The organism is Aminobacter sp. LjRoot7, from assembly GCF_964252895.1.
Taxonomy (GTDB): domain Bacteria; phylum Pseudomonadota; class Alphaproteobacteria; order Rhizobiales; family Rhizobiaceae; genus Aminobacter; species Aminobacter aminovorans_B.
Window position 1 is genome coordinate 214,959 of record NZ_CAXUPX020000005.1, and the last position, 17,640, is coordinate 232,598.

17 protein-coding genes are annotated in these 17,640 nt (G+C 64.2%); 5 read left to right on the forward strand and 12 right to left on the reverse strand.

The window, feature by feature from the left end:
• Positions 1–2: 2 nt before the first annotated feature.
• Complete coding sequence (locus tag ACSQ3E_RS16560; protein WP_436123541.1) at positions 3–401, reverse strand: nuclear transport factor 2 family protein; 399 nt, start codon at positions 399–401, stop codon at positions 3–5.
• Entirely contained in the window at positions 398–1,003 is a 606-nt protein-coding gene (gstA, locus tag ACSQ3E_RS16565; protein WP_436123542.1) for a glutathione transferase GstA, read from the reverse strand. The genes ACSQ3E_RS16560 and gstA overlap by 4 nt, the downstream gene beginning before the upstream one ends.
• A gap of 174 nt (positions 1,004–1,177) precedes the next feature.
• Here gstA and ACSQ3E_RS16570 point away from each other — a divergent pair, with 174 nt between their 5' ends.
• From ACSQ3E_RS16570 to ACSQ3E_RS16585, 4 genes are all read left to right on the forward strand, one after another.
• Positions 1,178–1,564: a winged helix-turn-helix transcriptional regulator gene (locus ACSQ3E_RS16570; RefSeq protein ID WP_436123543.1), complete on the forward strand. Its 387-nt coding sequence runs from the start codon at positions 1,178–1,180 to the stop codon at positions 1,562–1,564.
• Between the two features lie 163 nt (positions 1,565–1,727).
• Positions 1,728–2,159 (forward strand): N-acetyltransferase family protein, encoded by a 432-nt coding sequence (locus tag ACSQ3E_RS16575; RefSeq protein WP_436123544.1) that lies wholly within the window; start codon positions 1,728–1,730, stop codon positions 2,157–2,159.
• Between the two features lie 144 nt (positions 2,160–2,303).
• Positions 2,304–5,285 carry a DNA polymerase I gene (gene polA / locus ACSQ3E_RS16580; RefSeq protein WP_436123545.1) on the forward strand — a complete coding sequence of 994 codons (2,982 nt, stop codon included), beginning with the start codon at positions 2,304–2,306 and terminating at the stop codon, positions 5,283–5,285.
• A 1-nt stretch (position 5,286) separates the two neighbouring features.
• On the forward strand, positions 5,287–5,916 hold the full coding sequence (locus tag ACSQ3E_RS16585) for a LysE family translocator (RefSeq protein WP_436123546.1): 630 nt from the start codon (positions 5,287–5,289) through the stop codon (positions 5,914–5,916).
• Between the two features lie 6 nt (positions 5,917–5,922).
• Here the strand turns inward: ACSQ3E_RS16585 and ACSQ3E_RS16590 are convergent, their stop codons facing one another.
• The 8 genes from ACSQ3E_RS16590 to ACSQ3E_RS16625 all read right to left on the reverse strand — a co-directional run bounded on the left by ACSQ3E_RS16590 (position 5,923) and on the right by ACSQ3E_RS16625 (position 13,853).
• Positions 5,923–6,336: a Fur family transcriptional regulator gene (locus ACSQ3E_RS16590; RefSeq protein ID WP_436123547.1), complete on the reverse strand. Its 414-nt coding sequence runs from the start codon at positions 6,334–6,336 to the stop codon at positions 5,923–5,925.
• 176 nt (positions 6,337–6,512) lie between these two features.
• Positions 6,513–7,565 carry an L-glyceraldehyde 3-phosphate reductase gene (mgrA, locus tag ACSQ3E_RS16595; RefSeq protein ID WP_436123548.1) on the reverse strand — a complete coding sequence of 351 codons (1,053 nt, stop codon included), beginning with the start codon at positions 7,563–7,565 and terminating at the stop codon, positions 6,513–6,515.
• 57 nt (positions 7,566–7,622) lie between these two features.
• Positions 7,623–8,765, reverse strand: a complete 1,143-nt coding sequence (locus tag ACSQ3E_RS16600) for a Gfo/Idh/MocA family protein (protein ID WP_436123549.1) — start codon at positions 8,763–8,765, stop codon at positions 7,623–7,625.
• Positions 8,766–8,775: 10 nt separating this feature from the next.
• Positions 8,776–9,519 carry a sugar phosphate isomerase/epimerase family protein gene (locus ACSQ3E_RS16605; RefSeq protein WP_436123550.1) on the reverse strand — a complete coding sequence of 248 codons (744 nt, stop codon included), beginning with the start codon at positions 9,517–9,519 and terminating at the stop codon, positions 8,776–8,778.
• A 29-nt stretch (positions 9,520–9,548) separates the two neighbouring features.
• The gene (locus ACSQ3E_RS16610; protein WP_436123551.1) at positions 9,549–10,631 is read right to left on the reverse strand and encodes an ABC transporter ATP-binding protein; all 1,083 of its coding nucleotides are present in this window, start codon (positions 10,629–10,631) and stop codon (positions 9,549–9,551) included.
• A 4-nt stretch (positions 10,632–10,635) separates the two neighbouring features.
• On the reverse strand, positions 10,636–11,589 hold the full coding sequence (locus ACSQ3E_RS16615; RefSeq protein ID WP_436123552.1) for a carbohydrate ABC transporter permease: 954 nt from the start codon (positions 11,587–11,589) through the stop codon (positions 10,636–10,638).
• Positions 11,582–12,484 (reverse strand): carbohydrate ABC transporter permease, encoded by a 903-nt coding sequence (locus tag ACSQ3E_RS16620; protein ID WP_436123553.1) that lies wholly within the window; start codon positions 12,482–12,484, stop codon positions 11,582–11,584. Before ACSQ3E_RS16620 ends, ACSQ3E_RS16615 begins: the two co-directional genes overlap by 8 nt.
• A gap of 130 nt (positions 12,485–12,614) precedes the next feature.
• Positions 12,615–13,853 (reverse strand): ABC transporter substrate-binding protein, encoded by a 1,239-nt coding sequence (locus ACSQ3E_RS16625; protein ID WP_436123554.1) that lies wholly within the window; start codon positions 13,851–13,853, stop codon positions 12,615–12,617.
• Positions 13,854–14,217: 364 nt separating this feature from the next.
• Here ACSQ3E_RS16625 and ACSQ3E_RS16630 point away from each other — a divergent pair, with 364 nt between their 5' ends.
• Complete coding sequence (locus tag ACSQ3E_RS16630) at positions 14,218–15,273, forward strand: LacI family transcriptional regulator (protein WP_436123555.1); 1,056 nt, start codon at positions 14,218–14,220, stop codon at positions 15,271–15,273.
• Here ACSQ3E_RS16630 and gndA read toward each other — a convergent pair.
• Entirely contained in the window at positions 15,270–16,688 is a 1,419-nt protein-coding gene (gene gndA / locus ACSQ3E_RS16635) for an NADP-dependent phosphogluconate dehydrogenase (protein WP_436123556.1), read from the reverse strand. The genes ACSQ3E_RS16630 and gndA overlap by 4 nt on opposite strands.
• Before the next feature lie 135 nt (positions 16,689–16,823).
• The gene (locus tag ACSQ3E_RS16640) at positions 16,824–17,264 is read right to left on the reverse strand and encodes a Fur family transcriptional regulator (protein ID WP_310320241.1); all 441 of its coding nucleotides are present in this window, start codon (positions 17,262–17,264) and stop codon (positions 16,824–16,826) included.
• Positions 17,265–17,640 lie beyond the last annotated feature (376 nt).

Below are 17,640 nucleotides of genomic sequence, written 5' to 3' on the forward strand. Positions count from 1 at the left end.
GCTCAGTTCGACTGCAGGTCGAAGTGAAAAACCTTCGCCATGATCTGCCAGCGGCCATCGAGCTTCACCAACGTCAGGAAGTCGGTGAAATGCTTCGGTCCGATGGTGCAGTTGAGTTTGGCGAAGGCCGTCACCGGACCGGCGAACTCGATCGAAACGATGCGATCGGTGCGCGCCTCCGACCGGCTGGCGGGCGAGGGCCGCTTGTCGACGATGGGGAAGTACTCCTCCATGGTCAGCCGTAGCAGCTCGCCTTCCGTCGCGCAGGCGTAGATCGCCTGCGGGTGGAAGATTCTCGACAGCCGCTTGGTGTCGCTGAAATAGAGCCCGTCGAAATAGTCCGTGAGCGCATGGGCGACCTCGGCATAGGCCATGGCGTGGTCGGCTGCGACGGCGCTCATGCCAGGCCCTCGGCTGCCATCGCGGCAACGACCGACGGGCGCTGGCGCACGCGCTCGACGAAGGCGGACAGGCGCGGCCATTTTGCCAGGCCGATCCCCGTAGCACCGGTCCAGCTCGCGACGACAAAGAGATAGGCATCGGCGACCGAGAAGTTTTCGCCGAGCAGGTAGGCGCGGCCATCGGCAAACTGTGTTTCCATATGGTCGAGGCGATTGCCGACATTCGCCACAGCCGCATCTTTCGCCTCGCCGGTGGCGCCGTGAAACAGCGGTCCAAACGCTTTGTGCAGTTCCGAGGCAATGAAGTTGAGCTGCTCCTGCAGTCGCGCACGGGCAAGCGTTCCCGGTTCCGGCGCCAGGCGGCGCGCACCGTTGCTGTCGGCGAGATACTGCACGATCGCCGCACCCTCGGTCAGCACCTCGCCGTCGCCGAGCCGAAGCGCCGGCACGTAGCCCTTGGGATTGATGGCGCGGAAATCCGCTCCGGTTTCGGTCGTCTTGGTCGCGACGTCGACGCGTTCGACATCGAACTGCCCGCCCAGCTCGTGCAGCACGATGTGCGGTGAAAGCGAGCAGAAGCCGGGTGTGTAATAGAGCTTCAAGTGAGGTCTCCTTGCGCCTGAAATATGCAGGTCATGTTTGCAGGCGAAGGGCTAGCAGATCATCGTTACCTCTGGATACCAGGTAACTTGAGGTGATCTCCACTTTCGGGTATCCAGGCGGTAACGGCGGTTTCGCCGCAGTAACCCAACGAGATTGCCTGAGGTGCTCGAGCCATGGCGCTGAAACTCCGCAGAAACCGCGCTCCCGAGCCGCCCGAGGCCTGTCCGCTCAGCGAATGCATGTCGCTGCTCGGCGGCGCCTGGACGCCCAACATCATCTGGTATCTCAGCGCCGGCCCGCGCCGCTTCGGCGAGCTGCGCCACGACATCCCCGCGATTTCGGCAAAGGTGCTGACCGGGCGGCTGCGCGACCTCGAGGCCAAGGGCGTTTTATGGCGGCGGGTAATGCCGACGTCGCCGCCCTCGGTGGAGTACGGCCTGACCGACCTCGGCACCGAGTTCCAGCCGGCGATCGCGGCCATCGTCGAGATCGGTCACAAGATCAAGCAGCGCCAGGCCGCCCACGGCCAGACCGGCGACATGGCGATGCCGGCCGCCTGACATCGGCGCAGCGCGGTTGGCGGCCAATGTCAGCTGAGGCGGTCCAGCCCCTTTGCACAATGATGCCGCCCGCATAGTCTCGGGCAAATCAGCCAATCAATTCTGGAATGACCAATCCATGCCCGTGCATGTCCGAGCCGCCCTGCCGCAAGACGCTAGTACCATGGCCCGAATCCTCAATGAAATCATTGACATCGGCGGGACGACTGCGCACCGCGAAAAGTTCGATGAGCAGCGCATCATCAACTATTTCATCTCGCCGAAACTCGGAATCAGCTGCTTTGTGGCGCTCGAAGGCGAGCAGGTGCTGGGGTTCCAGTCGCTCGACTGGTCCGACCCGGACTGGCCGGGCGACCGGCTGCCCGCCGACTGGGGCGTCATCGCAACCTTCGTCGATCCTAATGCGCACAAGCGAGGCGCCGGGCGGGCCTTGTTCGCCAACACGGTGGAAGCTGCAAAAAAGGCGGGCGTCAGCTTCATTGACGCAACCATCCGCAAGGAAAACACCGGCGGCCAGGCGTATTACGGGGGCATCGGCTTTACCGACTATCACGAAGGCGCCGAGACCATTTCAAAACGTTTTGCGCCGCTCTGACAGGCGACTAGGCCGCCCATACGTTGCGGAACAGGGCAGGTGCCGCCGCGACTGCCGGGTACGCGTCAAACGACTTGTCAGTAGACGGCGGCAAGGCCAGCTTGACCATGGACAGCCGCGCCGTGCCAAGTTACCCGTATCGCCATGAAAAAAGGCGATCATCTCTTCCTAGTCGACGGCTCCGGCTACATCTTCCGCGCCTATCACGCGCTGCCGCCGCTGACGCGCAAGTCGGACGGCCTGCCGGTCGGCGCGGTCTCCGGTTTCTGCAATATGTTGTGGAAGCTGATGCTCGACGCGCGCAACACCGACGCCGGTGTCGTGCCGACCCATTTCGCCGTCATCTTCGACTATTCCTCGAAGACCTTCCGCAACGAGCTCTACCCAGAATACAAGGCCAACCGCTCGGCGCCGCCGGAAGACCTGATCCCGCAATTCGGCCTGATCCGCCAGGCGACCAAAGCGTTCGAGCTGCCCTGCATCGAGATGGAGGGTTTTGAGGCCGACGACCTGATCGCCACCTATGCCCGGCTCGCCTGCGAGGCAGGCGGCGACACCACCATCGTCTCCTCCGACAAGGACCTGATGCAGCTCGTCGGTCCCAGCGTGTCGATGTACGACCCGATGAAGGATCGCCAGATCAACATCCCCGAGGTCATCGAGAAGTGGGGCGTGCCGCCCGAGAAGATGATCGACCTGCAGGCGCTGACCGGCGACTCGGTCGACAACGTGCCCGGCGTGCCCGGCATCGGGCCCAAGACGGCGGCGCAGCTGCTCGAACAGTTCGGCGACCTCGACACGCTGCTCGCCCGCGCCTCCGAGATCAAGCAGGACAAGCGCCGGCAGTCGATCATCGACAACACCGAAAAGGCACGCATTTCGCGCGAGCTGGTGCGGCTCAAGATCGACGTGCCGGTGACCGACGGGCTCGAAGACTTCGTTCTGCAGCCGCCGAACGGGCCGAAGTTGATCGGCTTCCTCAAGACCATGGAATTCACCTCGCTGACGCGCCGCGTCGCCGAGGCCACGGGTACCGAGGCGGGCGAGATCGAGGCCGTGCCGGTTTCCGTGCAATGGGGCGCTGACGCGCATGGGCCGGATGTCGGAGCGGGCGCAACACCTGCGGCGGCAGCCGCTGCAGCTCCCGCCGCGCGTGCGAACGGCGGCAGCACGCCTGCCGCAGCACCCTCGTCCGCACCATCCGACAGCGGCACCGCGCTCGAGACCCCCACCGACCTCGCCAACAAGATCGCTGCAGCCGCTGTCTCGGAAAAGTTCGACCACGCCGCTTATGTGACAATCCGCGACCTCGCGACGCTGAAGGCCTGGGTGGCCGAGGCGACCGAGGCCGGCGTCATGGCATTCGACACCGAGACCAACTCGCTCGATCCGATGCAGGCCGAGCTCGTCGGCATTTCCTTTGCCACCGCGCCGGGCCGCGCCGCCTATGTGCCGCTCGCCCACAAGAGCGGGCGCGGCGACCTGCTCGGCGGCGGGCTGGTCGAGAACCAGATTCCGGTGCGCGACGCCCTCGCCACCCTCAAGCCGCTGCTCGAAGACGGCTCGGTGCTGAAGATCGCGCAAAACCTGAAATACGACCTGGTGGTGATGAACCGCCACGGCGTCGACGTACGTCCGTTCGACGACACGATGCTGTTGTCCTATGTGCTCGACGGCGGCACCAATGGCGGCCATGGCATGGACCCACTCTCGGAGAAATGGCTCGGCCACACGCCGATCGCCTTCAAGGACATCGCCGGCTCCGGCAAAAGCTTCGTCGGCTTCGACCAGGTCGACATCGACAAGGCGACGGCCTATGCCGCCGAGGATGCCGACGTGACGCTGCGCCTGTGGCGCGTGCTGAAGCCGCGTCTGGCCGCCAAGGGGCTGACATCGGTCTACGAGCGGCTGGAACGGCCGCTGGTGCCGGTGCTGGCCCAGATGGAGCAGCGTGGCATCTCGGTCGACCGCCAGATCCTGTCGCGCCTGTCGGGCGAACTCGCCCAGGGTGCGGCACGACTTGAGGACGAGATCAACAACCTCGCCGGCGAGCGCTTCAACATCGGCTCGCCCAAGCAACTCGGCGACATCCTGTTCGGCCGCATGGGCCTGCCCGGTGGCACCAAGACCAAGACCGGCCAATGGTCGACCTCGGCCCAGGTGCTCGAAGACCTCGCCGCCGAAGGCCATGAGCTGCCGCGCAAGATCGTTGACTGGCGCCAACTGACCAAGCTGAAATCGACCTACACCGACGCCCTGCCCGGATTCATCAATCCGGAGACCAAGCGCGTCCACACCTCCTACGCGCTGGCCGCCACCACCACCGGGCGGCTGTCGTCGTCGGACCCGAACCTGCAGAACATCCCGATCCGCACCGCCGAAGGGCGCAAGATCCGCACCGCCTTCATCGCAGACAAGGGCAACAAGCTGATCTCGGCCGACTACAGCCAGATCGAGCTGCGCGTGCTTGCCCACGTCGCCGACATCGGCCAGCTCAAGCAGGCCTTCGCTGACGGCGTCGACATCCATGCCATGACCGCGTCCGAGATGTTTTCGGTGCCGGTCGAGGGCATGCCGTCGGAAGTGCGCCGCCGCGCCAAGGCGATCAATTTCGGCATCATCTACGGCATCTCGGCCTTCGGCCTCGCCAACCAGCTGTCGATCCCGCGCGAGGAAGCCTCCGACTACATCAAGAAGTATTTCGAGCGCTTCCCCGGCATCCGCGCCTACATGGACGAGACCAAGGCGTTCTGCCGCGACAACGGCTATGTCGAGACCATCTTCGGCAGGCGCATCCACTATCCGGAAATCCGCTCGTCGAACCCGTCGGTGCGCGCCTTCAACGAACGCGCCTCGATCAACGCCCGCCTGCAGGGCACCGCCGCCGACATCATCCGCCGGGCGATGATCCGCATGGACGACGCGCTGGTCGCGGCCAAGCTGTCGGCGCGCATGCTGCTGCAAGTGCACGACGAACTGATCTTCGAAACCGTCGAGAGCGAGGTCGCAGCGACGATCCCGGTGGTCCGGCACGTGATGGAAAATGCCGCCATGCCGGCCGCATCGATGTCGGTGCCGCTGCATGTCGACGCCAACGCTGCCGACAGCTGGGACGAAGCGCACTGAGATGGGGTTCGCGACGTCGTCTGACCTGCCGACGTTGCTCTCCTTCACCCTGACCTCTGTCATCATCGAGCTGACGCCAGGGCCGAACATGACCTACCTAGCGCTGGTGTCAGCGGGTGAAGGCCGCCGGGCCGGCTTCGCCACGGTGGCCGGCATCGCGCTCGGCCTCGCCACCATCGGCGTGGTCGCGGCACTTGGCGTCACCGAACTGATCCAGTCGTCGCACCTGCTCTACGAGGGCCTGCGCTGGGCCGGCGTGCTGTTCCTGCTCTTTCTCGCCTATGAAGGCTGGCGCGGTCCGGGCGAAGCGGTGTCTGAAGGCGGCGATGCCGACCGGCGCTATTTCACGCGCGGGTTGGTGACCAACCTTTTGAACCCGAAGGCTGCGGTGTTCTATGTCGCGGTGCTGCCAACCTTCATCGTCGCCGACAAGCCGGTGCTGTCGCAGACGCTCACACTGACCGCCATCTATGTCGCGGTCGCGACCATCATCCATGCGTTGATCGTGGCACTGGCAGGAACGCTCGAGCCTTTGCTCAATAACCCACGGATTGAGCAGGTCGCGCGAAAGATCTTGTCGGCGCTGCTGGCGGCGGTGGCCGTCTGGTTCGCGTTTTCGACAGCGCGATAGGCTGGATCAGGCGGCGATCGCAGCACACTTGGCGCAGGTGCCGCGGAATTCGATGACCGCCTTTTTGGCGACGAAGCCGGTCGAGCCGACCCACTGGTCGAGCTGCTTGCCGATCGTTTCGTCCGAGATTTCGGTGACCTGGCCGCAGGTGTCGCAGATGGCGAATGCCGTCATGCGGTGGTTGTGATGGCTGTGGTCGTGCGGCTCGGAGCAGGCGACGAAGGCGTTGAGGCTTTCCAGGCGGTGGACGAACCCGTCCTTCATCAGCGCTTCGAGGGCACGGTAGACCTGCAGCGGCGCGCGAAAACCCTCGTCGCGCAACTGGTCGAGCAGCGTGTAGGCGCTGAGCGGCCCGGTCGCCACTTCGAGTTTCTCCAGAACCTTCTGCTGGTTCTTCGTCAGCTTAACCCGCGCCGCCATCTTTCCGTTTTCACCTTCCTCGGCCAGGCCAATGCCCGGACGGAACAATCCATCGCCTAAGATGGCGACTGGACAAGGGTTTTGCTAGCGCGTCCCGCCGGCAAAGACAATCTGCACCAAAAGCAAACGGCGGGAACTCCCGCCGCCTGCATGGTTCGAACCTTCAGAGCGCCGGCTTACTTCTTCTGCCGCGCCGGCCCTTCGCGCTCGGACGAGCGGGCCCAGAGGTTGATGTCGGCCTCGCGGGCATAGGTGTCGATCTCGGCCAGTTCCGCATCGGTGAAGGTCGCGTTCTTCAGAGCGCCGACACAATCCTCGACCTGCTCGGGACGGCTGGCGCCGATCAGCGCCGAGGTCACCCGGCCGCCGCGCAGCACCCAGGCCAGCGCCATCTGCGCCAGCGTCTGGCCGCGGCGTTCGGCAATGCTGTTCAGCGCGCGGATGTTGGCTAGGTTCTTGTCGTTGAGGAAGGCCGGGCGCAGCGACTTGCCCTGCGACGCGCGGCTGCCTTCCGGCACGCCGCCGAGGTACTTGCCGGTCAGCATGCCCTGCGCCAGCGGCGAGAACACGATGGAGCCGATGCCGAGCCCGTCGAGCGCATCGAGCAGGCCGTCATCCTCGACCCAGCGGTTGATCAGCGAATAGCTCGGTTGGTGGATCAGGCAGGGCGTGCCGAGCCGCTTCAGGATGTCGGCCGCCTCGCGGGTGCGCTGGGCATTGTAGGACGAGATGCCGGCATAAAGCGCCTTGCCCGAACGCACGGCATGGTCGAGCGCACCCATCGTCTCTTCGAGCGGCGTGTCGGGGTCGAAGCGGTGCGAGTAGAAGATGTCGACATAATCGAGGCCCATGCGCTTCAGGCTCTGATCGAGGCTCGCCAGCACATATTTGCGGCTGCCCCACTCGCCGTAGGGACCGGGCCACATGTCGTAACCGGCCTTGGTCGAGATGATCATCTCGTCGCGCAGGCCGGCAAAGTCCGTGCGCAGGATGTCGCCGAAGGCGGTCTCGGCCGAGCCGGGAGGCGGGCCGTAATTGTTGGCGAGGTCGAAATGGGTGATGCCGAGGTCGAAGGCCTTCTGGCAGATGGCGCGCTTGGTCTTGTGCGGCGTGTCCTCGCCGAAATTGTGCCACAGGCCGAGCGAGATCGCCGGCAGCTTGAGCCCCGACCTGCCGCAGCGATTGTAGACCATGTTTTCGTAACGGTTCGCAGCCGGCTGCCAGGTCATGATGCTGTCCTCGAATGGAAAGGGGAATCGGCTGATACGCCGTTCCCCTCTCATAGCCTATTTCGACGGTGCCAGCAGCCCCCTTGCAGCAGCCGGGCCAAGCGGCTCGGGCCGCTCGCAGGTCGTCTGCATCTCGACGAATTTCTTCGTCTCGCCCGATTTCAGGATGCCGGTCATGATGTCGATGACGTGGTTGGCGAGTTCGAGCGAGCAGCGATGCGGCCGGCCCTGCATGATCGCCAGCGCCATGTCGGCGAGGCCCGCCGTGCGATAATTGGCCATCATGCCGTGCGGATGCTTCTCATTGGCGACGGAGAAGGGGTGGTCCCATTTCGGCAGCGCCTTCACCGGCTTTTCGCCCCTGGTGTAGCGCAACTCGCCGCCGAAGAAATTGGGGTCCGGCATGTGGATTGTGCCCTGCTCGCCATAGAGCTCCATCGGCGCATGGCCGCTGTCCCAGACGTCCCAGCTGGCGTTGAAGGTGAACACCGCCCCGTTCTCGAACTCCATCAGCGCCAGGATCGTCGTCGGCGTCGTCACCGGGATCTTCTCGCCTGCCCGTGGCTTGGACGAAATGGTGCGTTCCTTGGCCGGGATCGACGACAGTGCAGCCACCCGGGCAACCGGCCCGATCAGTTGGACCAGATTGGCAATGTAATAGGGCCCGAGGTCGAGGATCGGCCCGCCGCCCGGCTGGAAGAAGAAGTCGGGATTGGGGTGCCAGTGCTCCATGCCGTGGCTCATCACGTGGCAGGTGCCCGAGGTAATCCTGCCGAGCTTGCCGGTGTCGATCAGGTGCCGCGCCAGCTGGTGCGAACCGCCGAGGAAGGTGTCGGGCGCCGAGCCGATGCGCACGCCTTTCTTGTCGGCGCGCTTCTTGAGGTCGAGCCCGTCCTTGATGGTGAGCACGAAGGGCTTTTCCGAATAGACGTGCTTGCCCGCCTCGATCGCTTGCCTCGACACCTCGTAGTGCACCGCCGGAATGGTCAGGTTGACGACGATGTCGATATCCTTGGCCGCCAAAAGCCCCTCGACCGTCTCGGCGCGCAGCTTGAATTCCTTGGCCCTTGCCTTGGCTGCATCCATGTTGATGTCGGCGCAGGCGCGCATCTCGATGCCTTTGAACTCAGGCGCGTGCTTGAAATAGGTTTTCGAGATGTTGCCGCAGCCGATCACCCCGACCCCGAGTTTCCTTGCCATATGCTCCCCCTCAAAACGTCTTGGCGGCTGCGATCGAGCGGCTTGCGAAGCGCTCGAAATCGGCCGGGTTGTCGTGTTCCATGACAAAATACTTCGCCGGCGTGTTCTTGCGCAAAGCCGTCACCAGCCCGGCCCAGTCGACCGTGCCATGGCCGACATCGGACCAGCCGTCCTCACCAGCCGCCTCGCCCGAGGGCGAGATGTCCTTGACGTGGACAGCCAGGATGCGCGGGCCAAACTCCTCGATCCAGTGCAACGGGTCGGAGCCGCCGCGGATCACCCAGGCGACGTCCATCTCCCAGCCGACATCGGGGGCGGCCTCCAGGATCAGGCGCTGCGGCACCACGCCACCAACCGGCACGAACTCGAAATCATGGTTGTGCCAGGCGAAATCGAAGCCCGCGTCCCTAGCCTTGGCGCCGATGGCGGCGAGGCGCTTGCCGAACGCCCGCCAGCCTTCGGTATCTTTTGGCCGCTCCGACGGTTCGAGCCACGGGCAAGCGATCAGCTTCATGCCAAGCGTGTTCGCGATAGATGCCGCCTTGCCAAAATCTTGCTCCAGAAGGTCGATGCCGAAATGGCCGCTCGGCATGGCGAGACTGTTCTTGTCGAGCTCGGCGCGAAAGGCCTCGGGCTCTTCATAGACGGCGCCAAAACCCTCGACTTGGGCGTAGCCGAGCGCACTGAGCGTCTTGAGCACATTCTGCCAGGGTTGGAAGTTACGGGCGCTGTAGAGTTGGAATGACCAGTCCATAGTTCTGTCCGTTTGCTTGGGAGGGGATTTCACATGCGGTTGCCGCTTGGGCCGTCGAACAGCGAGGCGCGCGCCGGATCGAAGCCGATGCGCAGCTGATCGCCTGACGTCAGATGGCGTTCGGCTTCGACGCGGAAGGCAAGGCTCTGGCCGCCGAGCTTCGTCCAGACCAGCGTGTCCGAGCCCATCGGCTCGACAAGCTCGACCCGGGCGTCCGCGTGAAACGGCAGGCCAGCAGCGGCATCACCCGTGGCGATATGCTCGGGCCGCACGCCGAACACCGCCTTGCCGGGTTTTGCCGTGCTGCCAAAGCCATAACGGCCGAGCGGTATCTTCGTCCCCGTGGCGGCGAAAACAGGCGCATTGCCGCCCTCGACCTCGCCGTCGAGAAAATTCATACCGGGCGAGCCAAGGAAGCCGGCGACGAAGCGGTTGACCGGCTTGTTGTAGATCACCTGCGGCGCGTCGAGCTGCTGGATCACGCCGCCCTTCATGACGGCGATGCGGTCGGCCAGCGTCATCGCCTCGATCTGGTCGTGGGTGACGTAGATCATCGTGTTGGCGAGCTTCTGGTGCAGCCGCTTGATCTCGACGCGCAGCTCCGAGCGCAGCTTGGCGTCGAGGTTGGACAACGGTTCGTCGAACAGGAACACGTCGACATCACGCACCAGCGCCCGGCCGATCGCCACACGCTGGCGCTGGCCGCCTGAAAGCGCTGCCGGCTTGCGCTGGAGCAGCGCCTCGATCTGCAGGATCTCGGCTGCGCGGGCGATACGCCTTGCGATCTCATCCTTCGCCATGCCCGCCGTCTTCAGGCCGAAGGACAGGTTCCCTTCCACCGTCATCTGCGGATAGAGCGCGTAGGACTGGAACACCATGCCGATGCCGCGATCCTTTGGCTCTTCCCAGGTGACGTTCTTGCCCTTGATGAATATCTGCCCCTCGGACACGTCGAGCAGGCCGGCAATGCAATTGAGCAGCGTGGACTTGCCGCAGCCGGAGGGCCCGAGCAGCACCAGGAACTCGCCTTCCGGCACGTCCAGATTGAGCTCCTTCAGCACGTCATAGGCGCCAAAGCTGAGCGACACGTCCCTGACCTGAACACTCGTCATCGCCTCACCCCTTCACCGCGCCGGCGGCGATGCCGCGGACGAAAAGCTTGCCCGAGATGAAGTAGATGACGAGCGGGACCAGTCCGGTCAGCAAGGTGGCTGCCATGTTGACGTTGTACTCCTTCACGCCCTGGACGGCGTTGACGATGTTGTTGAGCTGGACGGTCATCGGGTAGGTGTCGGGCTTGGTGTAGACGACGCCGAACAGGAAATCGTTCCAGATGCCGGTGACCTGCAGGATGATCGCCACGACAAAGATCGGCAGCGACATCGGCAGCATGATCCTGAGATAAATCGTCCAGAAGCCGGCGCCGTCAACACGCGCGGCCTTGAACAGCTCCTCCGGCAGCGAGGCGAAATAGTTGCGGAACAACAGCGTCAGGATCGGCATGCCGAAGATGGTGTGCACCAGTACCAGGCCCCACAGGCTGCCATAGAGGCCGATCTCGCGCAGCACGATGACGATCGGATAGAGCATCACCTGGTAGGGGATGAAGGCACCGACGACGAGCACGGTGAAGAACACCTCGGCGCCCTTGAAGCGCCAGTTGGCGAGCGCGTAGCCATTGATCGAGGCAATGGCTATCGACAGGAACACCGACGGCACGGTGATGCGCACCGAGTTCCAGAAGCCGCGCGAAAGCCCGTCGCAATTGAGGCCGGTGCAGGCCGTCGACCATGCCTTGACCCACGGCTCGAAGGTGATCTCGACCGGCGGCGAGAAGATGTTGCCGAGCCTGATCTCGGGCATGCCCTTCAGCGACGTCACGACCATCACGTAGAGCGGCAACAGGTAGTAGACGGCGACAACCGCCAGCGTGCCGTAGATGAAGATGTTGCGGCGGGAGAAGCGGCGGCGCGGCTTGGGGCCCTGCGGACCCGACAGCGCGTTTGTGCGGGCGGGCACAGCGCTTGCCACGGCAAGGTCGGGGGCGGCGCGCAGAACCTGCTCAGCCATGGCGGCGCCTCCTGCCAAATTCGAGATAGGCCCAGGGCACGATGACGATGACCACCGACAGCAGCATCATCGTCGAGGCGGCGAAGCCCTGCCCCAGGTTCTGCGCCAGGAACATGTAGTTGTAGACATATTTGGCCGGCACTTCGGAGGCGATACCGGGGCCGCCGCTGGTCTGGGCGACAACGAGGTCGTAGACCTTGACGATGCCGCTGGCGATGATGACCAGCGTGGTGACAAGCACCGGCCGCATCATCGGGATGACGATGAAGACATAGGTCTTCCAGGTCGGGATGCCGTCGACACGCGCCGCCTTCCAGATGTCGCCGTCAATGCCGCGCAAGCCTGCCAGCATCAGGCACATGATCAGCCCGGTGCCCTGCCACAGCCCGGCGATCAGGATGCCGTAGATGACGATGTCGGCATTGTAGAGCGGGTCGAAGGTGAAGCTCTCCCAGCCGAGATTGCGCACAACCTGCTGGATGCCGAAGTTCGGATTGAGGATCCACTGCCACGCCAGGCCGGTGACTATGAAGGACAGCGCGAAGGGGTAGAGGAAGATCGTGCGGAAGGTGTTCTCGAAGCGGATCTTCTGGTCCATCAGCGCGGCCAGCAGGAAGCCGATGACCAGCGAGAAGACCAGCGTGCAGACGCCGTAGATGGCGAGGTTCTCGACCGCCACCAGCCAGCGCGGCGTCGCCCACAGGCGCTCATACTGGTCGAAGCCGACAAAGCTGGCGCGCGGCAGAAGCTTGGAGTTGGTGAAGGAGTAGAACACCGTCCACGCCGTGCCGCCGACGAAAATGACCAATGCGGTCAGGATCATCGGGATCGAGGCGATCTTGGCGTTCAGGTTGCGAAACAACCTGAACGGTCGTCCCGCATGTGTCGGTGTCATCGGTCGGCACCCATCCGAATCGCGGGGCAATCTGCCGGTCCCGGTGCGAACCGGGGCCGGCAGAACGCCGCTGGACATGATTGCAGCATCTCAGGCAAGGCCCGGGTCGGGAAGCCCGGAAGGCCCTTCCCTAGTCCGCAGCGGCGATGATTTCGGCAAAACGCTTCTGCGCGTCGGCTGCCGAAAGCTCCTTGTTGGCGAAGAACTCGACGAACAGGTCGTTGACCTGGGTCACGCCGTCAGCCGACATCAGCTGGTCAGGCGCAGGGATGATGTTGCCCTTCGCGAGAATCTCGAGCCCCTTCTTCATGCAGTCGTTGGCGGCGTTGAGGTCGACGTCGCCGCGCACCGGCAGCGAACCCTTCTTGAGGTTGAAGGCAACCTGCGTCGCCGGCGACAGCATCACCGAGGCAAGCGCCTCCTGTGCCTTGGCCTTTTCTGGATCGGTCTGCTTGGGGAAATAGAAGGCGTCGCCGCCGGTCGAGATGATCTCGTTGACGCCGAGGCCGGGCAGGCAGGTGTAGTCCTTGCCGGCAACCTGGCCGGCGACCTGGAACTCGCCCTGGGCCCAGTCGCCCATGATTTGTCCGCCGGCCTTGCCGTTGATGACCATGCTTGTCGCCTGGTTCCACTCCTGGACGTTGGACTTGGCCGACATCTGGCGCGCCTGGTCGGCGGCAGCGAATACCTTGGCCATTTCGGGGCCGGCAGCCAAAGTCGCGTCCTTGTCGCCGAACACTTTCTGGAACGTTTCCGGACCGGCAAGCGCCACGAGAATGACCTGGAAGGCAAGCGTCGTCTGCCAGGGCTGCTGGCCGATGGCGAGCGGCACGATGCCGGCCTTCTCCAGTGCCGGAGCCGCCGCGACGAACTCGTCCCAGTTCTTAGGAACGGCAACGCCGGCGTCGGCGAAGGCCTTGTTGGACAGCCACAGCCACTGCTGCGAGTGGATGTTGACCGGCACGCAGTAGATCTTGCCGTCCAGCGTGCAGCCGTCGAGCAGGCTCTTGGGATGGATGAACTTGGTCCAGCCCTCCTTTTCAGCCAGTTCGGTGAAATCGCGCATCAATCCGGCCTGGACGAGTTCCTCCGCCTGGCGGCCGTGATTGAACTGCGTTGCGCCCATCGGATCGCCGCCGGTAATGCGGCCAATCATGATCGGGCGGGCGACGTCGCCGGAACCGGCGATGGCGCCGTCGACCCATTTGTTGCCGGTGGCATCGAACGCCTTGGCGAGTTCGGCAACCGCCGCCGCCTCTCCACCTGATGTCCACCAGTGCGTCACTTCAAGATCGGTCGCGGAGGCTGAACCTGCAGCCCCGAACACGACGCCTGCCGCAAAAGCAGCGGTCGTCAGCCTATAACGCATCGCACTCCTCCCTGAATCTGAAACGTTACAGGTATGGACGGTAGGCGAAGTTTTTGGCCGCCGCAATGGGTGCGCGATATTTTCTTCGCGAGCCGAACTAAAGCCGGCTATTAAGTTCTCGGCGAACAAGGCCAACATACCGTGCGGCAATGCAGCATTTCCAAGCAAAACATGCAGTGGAATCAACAGCCGCCGGCCCTACCGCAGCGCACGAAATCGGATCACGCCGACGTCCCAACCGGTCTCCTGATTTATCATGAATTAGCACAATCTGAAACGTTACAGTTCTTGCAGGAAAGCGCTTGTCAGGCCCATCATGCAAGTGCGATATGCGCCGAGCAGGGATCACGGCGGGGCAACGGCCATGAACGACAAGACACCGCCGGATGAAAATGCCGACCAGGCCGCTGGCGGCGAGGCCAATCCGCCGACGCTGAAGACCATCGCCTTCATGACCGGCCTCGGCGTCACAACCGTGTCGCGCGCGCTCAAGGACGCCCCTGAAATTGGTGCCGCGACCAGGCAGCGCGTGCAGCTCGTCGCCCGCCAGATCGGCTACCGCCCCAACCGCGCCGGCGTGCGCCTGCGCACTGGCAAGACCAATGTCATCAGCCTGGTGCTCGATACCGAGGAGCAGGTCGGCGGCTTCGTTTCGGACCTCATCTACGGCATCTCCGAGGCGCTGGCGCAGACTCCCTATCACCTGGTGGTGACGCCCTATTCGCGCAACAACGACCCGCTGGAGCCGGTGCGTTATGTCGTCGAGACGGCGTCGGCCGACGGCGTCATCATCTCGCGCACCGAGCCCGACGACAAACGCGTGCGCTACATGACCGAGCGCGGCATGCCTTTTGCCACCCATGGCCGCACCCATATGGGCATCGACCATGCGTTCCACGACTTCGACAACCATGCCTATTCGGTCGAGGCGGTGAAGAAGCTCGCCGCACTCGGGCGCAAGCGCCTGGCGCTGCTCGCCCCGCCGTCCAACCTCAGCTACTACCACCATATGCGCGATGGCTTCGCCGATGCCCTGATGGAGTACGGCCTGAGCGAGGTGCCGTTCCCGATGGCCACCGTCGACCACTCGATCGAGGATATCCGAAAGCAGACCGTCGAGCTGATGCGCCGCCCCAACCGTCCCGACGCCTTCGTCAGCGGCGCGGGCGCCGGCACCTTCGCGCTGGTCGCGGGCATCGAGGAGGCCGGCTTCCGCATCGGCCAAGACGTCGACATCGTTTCCAAGCAGTCGTCAAAGCTGCTGCACTTGCTTCGGCCGCAGCTCTATGTCGTCAACGAGGATGTGCGGCTGGCCGGCGCCGAACTCGCCCGCGCCGTGCTCGGCCGCATCGCCGGCCGCGACATCGCGGCACTGCAGAGCCTCAGCAGGCCCAAGGCGGTCGAGGCTTACGAAGCTTAGCTGCCGCTGCCCCATGGCCCGTGGTGCGCGCCCGGCGCGTCGATGCGCTCGAAGCCGTGGGCACCGAAGAAGTCGCGCTGCGCCTGGGTGAGATCGGTCGAGCCGCGACCCTGGCGATAGCCGTCGAAATAAGCCAGCGCCGACGACAGCGCCGGCACCGGCAGCCCGGCCTCGGCGGCGCGGGCAACGATGCGGCGCAGCGACGGATGCGCCTTGCCCATCATCTCGACGAAGGCCGGCACCATCAGAAGGTTGGTCGACGGATCGGCCTTACCGAAGGCTTCGGCGATGGTGTCGAGGAACTGCGAACGGATGATGCAGCCGGCGCGCCAGATCTTGGCGATTGTCGGCATCGGCAGGTTCCAGCCGAATTCCTTCGACGCGCCCGCCATCACGGCAAAACCTTGCGCATAGGCAGCGATCTTGCCGGCAAACAGCGCCAGCTCGAGATCGCCCAGCACCTCGTCCTTGTTGCCGGCAAACTTCAGCGTGTTGGCACCGTAGGCCTTTTCCGCCGCCAGCCGCTCGTCCTTCATCGACGACAGCACGCGCGCCGCGACCGCGGCTTCGATCGCCGTCGCCGGAATGCCGAGCTGCTGCGCCTCGATCACCGACCACTTGCCGGTGCCCTTCTGGCCGGCGCGGTCGAGGATGATGTCGACCACCGGCCTGCCGGTCTTGGGGTCGTCGGCTTCGAGCACCGATGCGGTGATTTCGATCAGGTAGGATTCGAGCCGGCCCTTGTTCCAACCGGCAAAGACGGGCGCGATCTGCTTCGGCTTCATCGAAAGCCCGTCGCGCAGGATGCCGTAGATTTCGGCGATCATCTGCATGTCGGCATATTCGATGCCGTTGTGGATGGTCTTGACGAAATGGCCGGCACCGTTCGGTCCGAGCCAGGCAGCGCAAGGCTCGCCCTTGTACTTGGCCGAGATCGCGGTCAGCACGTCCTCGACGCGGGCATAGGATTCGGGCGTGCCGCCGACCATGATCGAGGGGCCGTGGCGCGCGCCCTCTTCACCGCCCGAAACGCCCATGCCGATGAAGGTCAGGCCCGAGCCGTCGAGCTCCTTGAAGCGGCGCATCGTGTCGCGGAAATTGGCGTTGCCTGCGTCGATGATGATGTCTTTGCCGGCCAGAACCGGGCGCAGGGCCGCGATCTGCTGGTCGACGGGATCGCCGGCCAGCACCATGATGATGATCGGCCGCGGCGGGCGGATGGCGGCGGCCAGCTCCTCGATCGAGCCGCAGGGCACGACCATGTCGCGCAGGGCGCCCGCCGATTCGACAAACGCCTGGGTGCGGGCCGGCGTGCGGTTGAAGACGGCGATGCGATGGCCTTTTTCGGCGATGTTCAGCGCCAGGTTCGAGCCCATCGTACCCAATCCGATCAGTCCGATTTCGGCTTTTTCCATCGTCGCTGGTCCTGTCTGCTGATTGCTGTCGTCGAAAGACGCGGCATGATTGACCGCGCTTTTGCCAAGGTCAACTCGCCGCCCGGCACGCCTCGATGCTTGGCGATCAACTCGTCGTGGCCTGACCTTGCGTCATCAATCCTTGCGGCGGCGACCGTAGAGCTCGAGCCGGTGATGGACGATGTCGTAGCCGAGCTGGCGGGCGATTTCCTGCTGCAGCTGCTCGATGCGGTCCGAACGGAATTCGATGACGTCGCCGGTGTCCATGTCAATGAGGTGATCATGGTGATCGCCACCGGCCTGCTCGAAACGCGACGGCCCACCCTCGAACGCATGGCGGTGGATCGCGCCCATTTCCTCAAGCAGCTTCATGGTGCGGTAAACTGTCGAAAGCGAGATGCTCTTGTCGACCTGCTCGGCGCGGCGGAAGATTTCTAGCGCGTCGGGATGGTCTTCGGTCTCGCCCAGAATGCCCAATATGATCTTGCGCGGCCGCGTGATGCGGATGCCCGCCTTGCGCAGCGCCTTCTCATAGTCGGGCTTCTTGGGAACATGTTTCACAGGCGTCTTCGTCATGGCGCGACTATGTGCCAGATGACACCCAGTTGCAAAAGATTATGTCGGTGTTCATCCCCAGATGATGATGCAGATCTTCACCGCCACGCTCGCTTTCGCGCCTGGCCATTGTCAAAGAACGCTCCGTTTCCGGAGATAGTTCGGGAAGCGGGACGCGAGGCCGTGCCTTCCGATTGATACTATGTGGCGCGACGTTCGCACCCCGCTCGGTGTTCTTGCCCCGCTCAGTCGCCTCGCTTTCACCGCCAGCCGCCGCAAGGCCCGGGCTTGGGGGCTCATCACCCAGCAGGAGATCCGACCTCCTGCCAGCCCGGCACCGGCGCTTCCCCCCGCTGCCCGGTGCGCACCGGGGTCCCGTGGAAGATCGCGAGGGGCA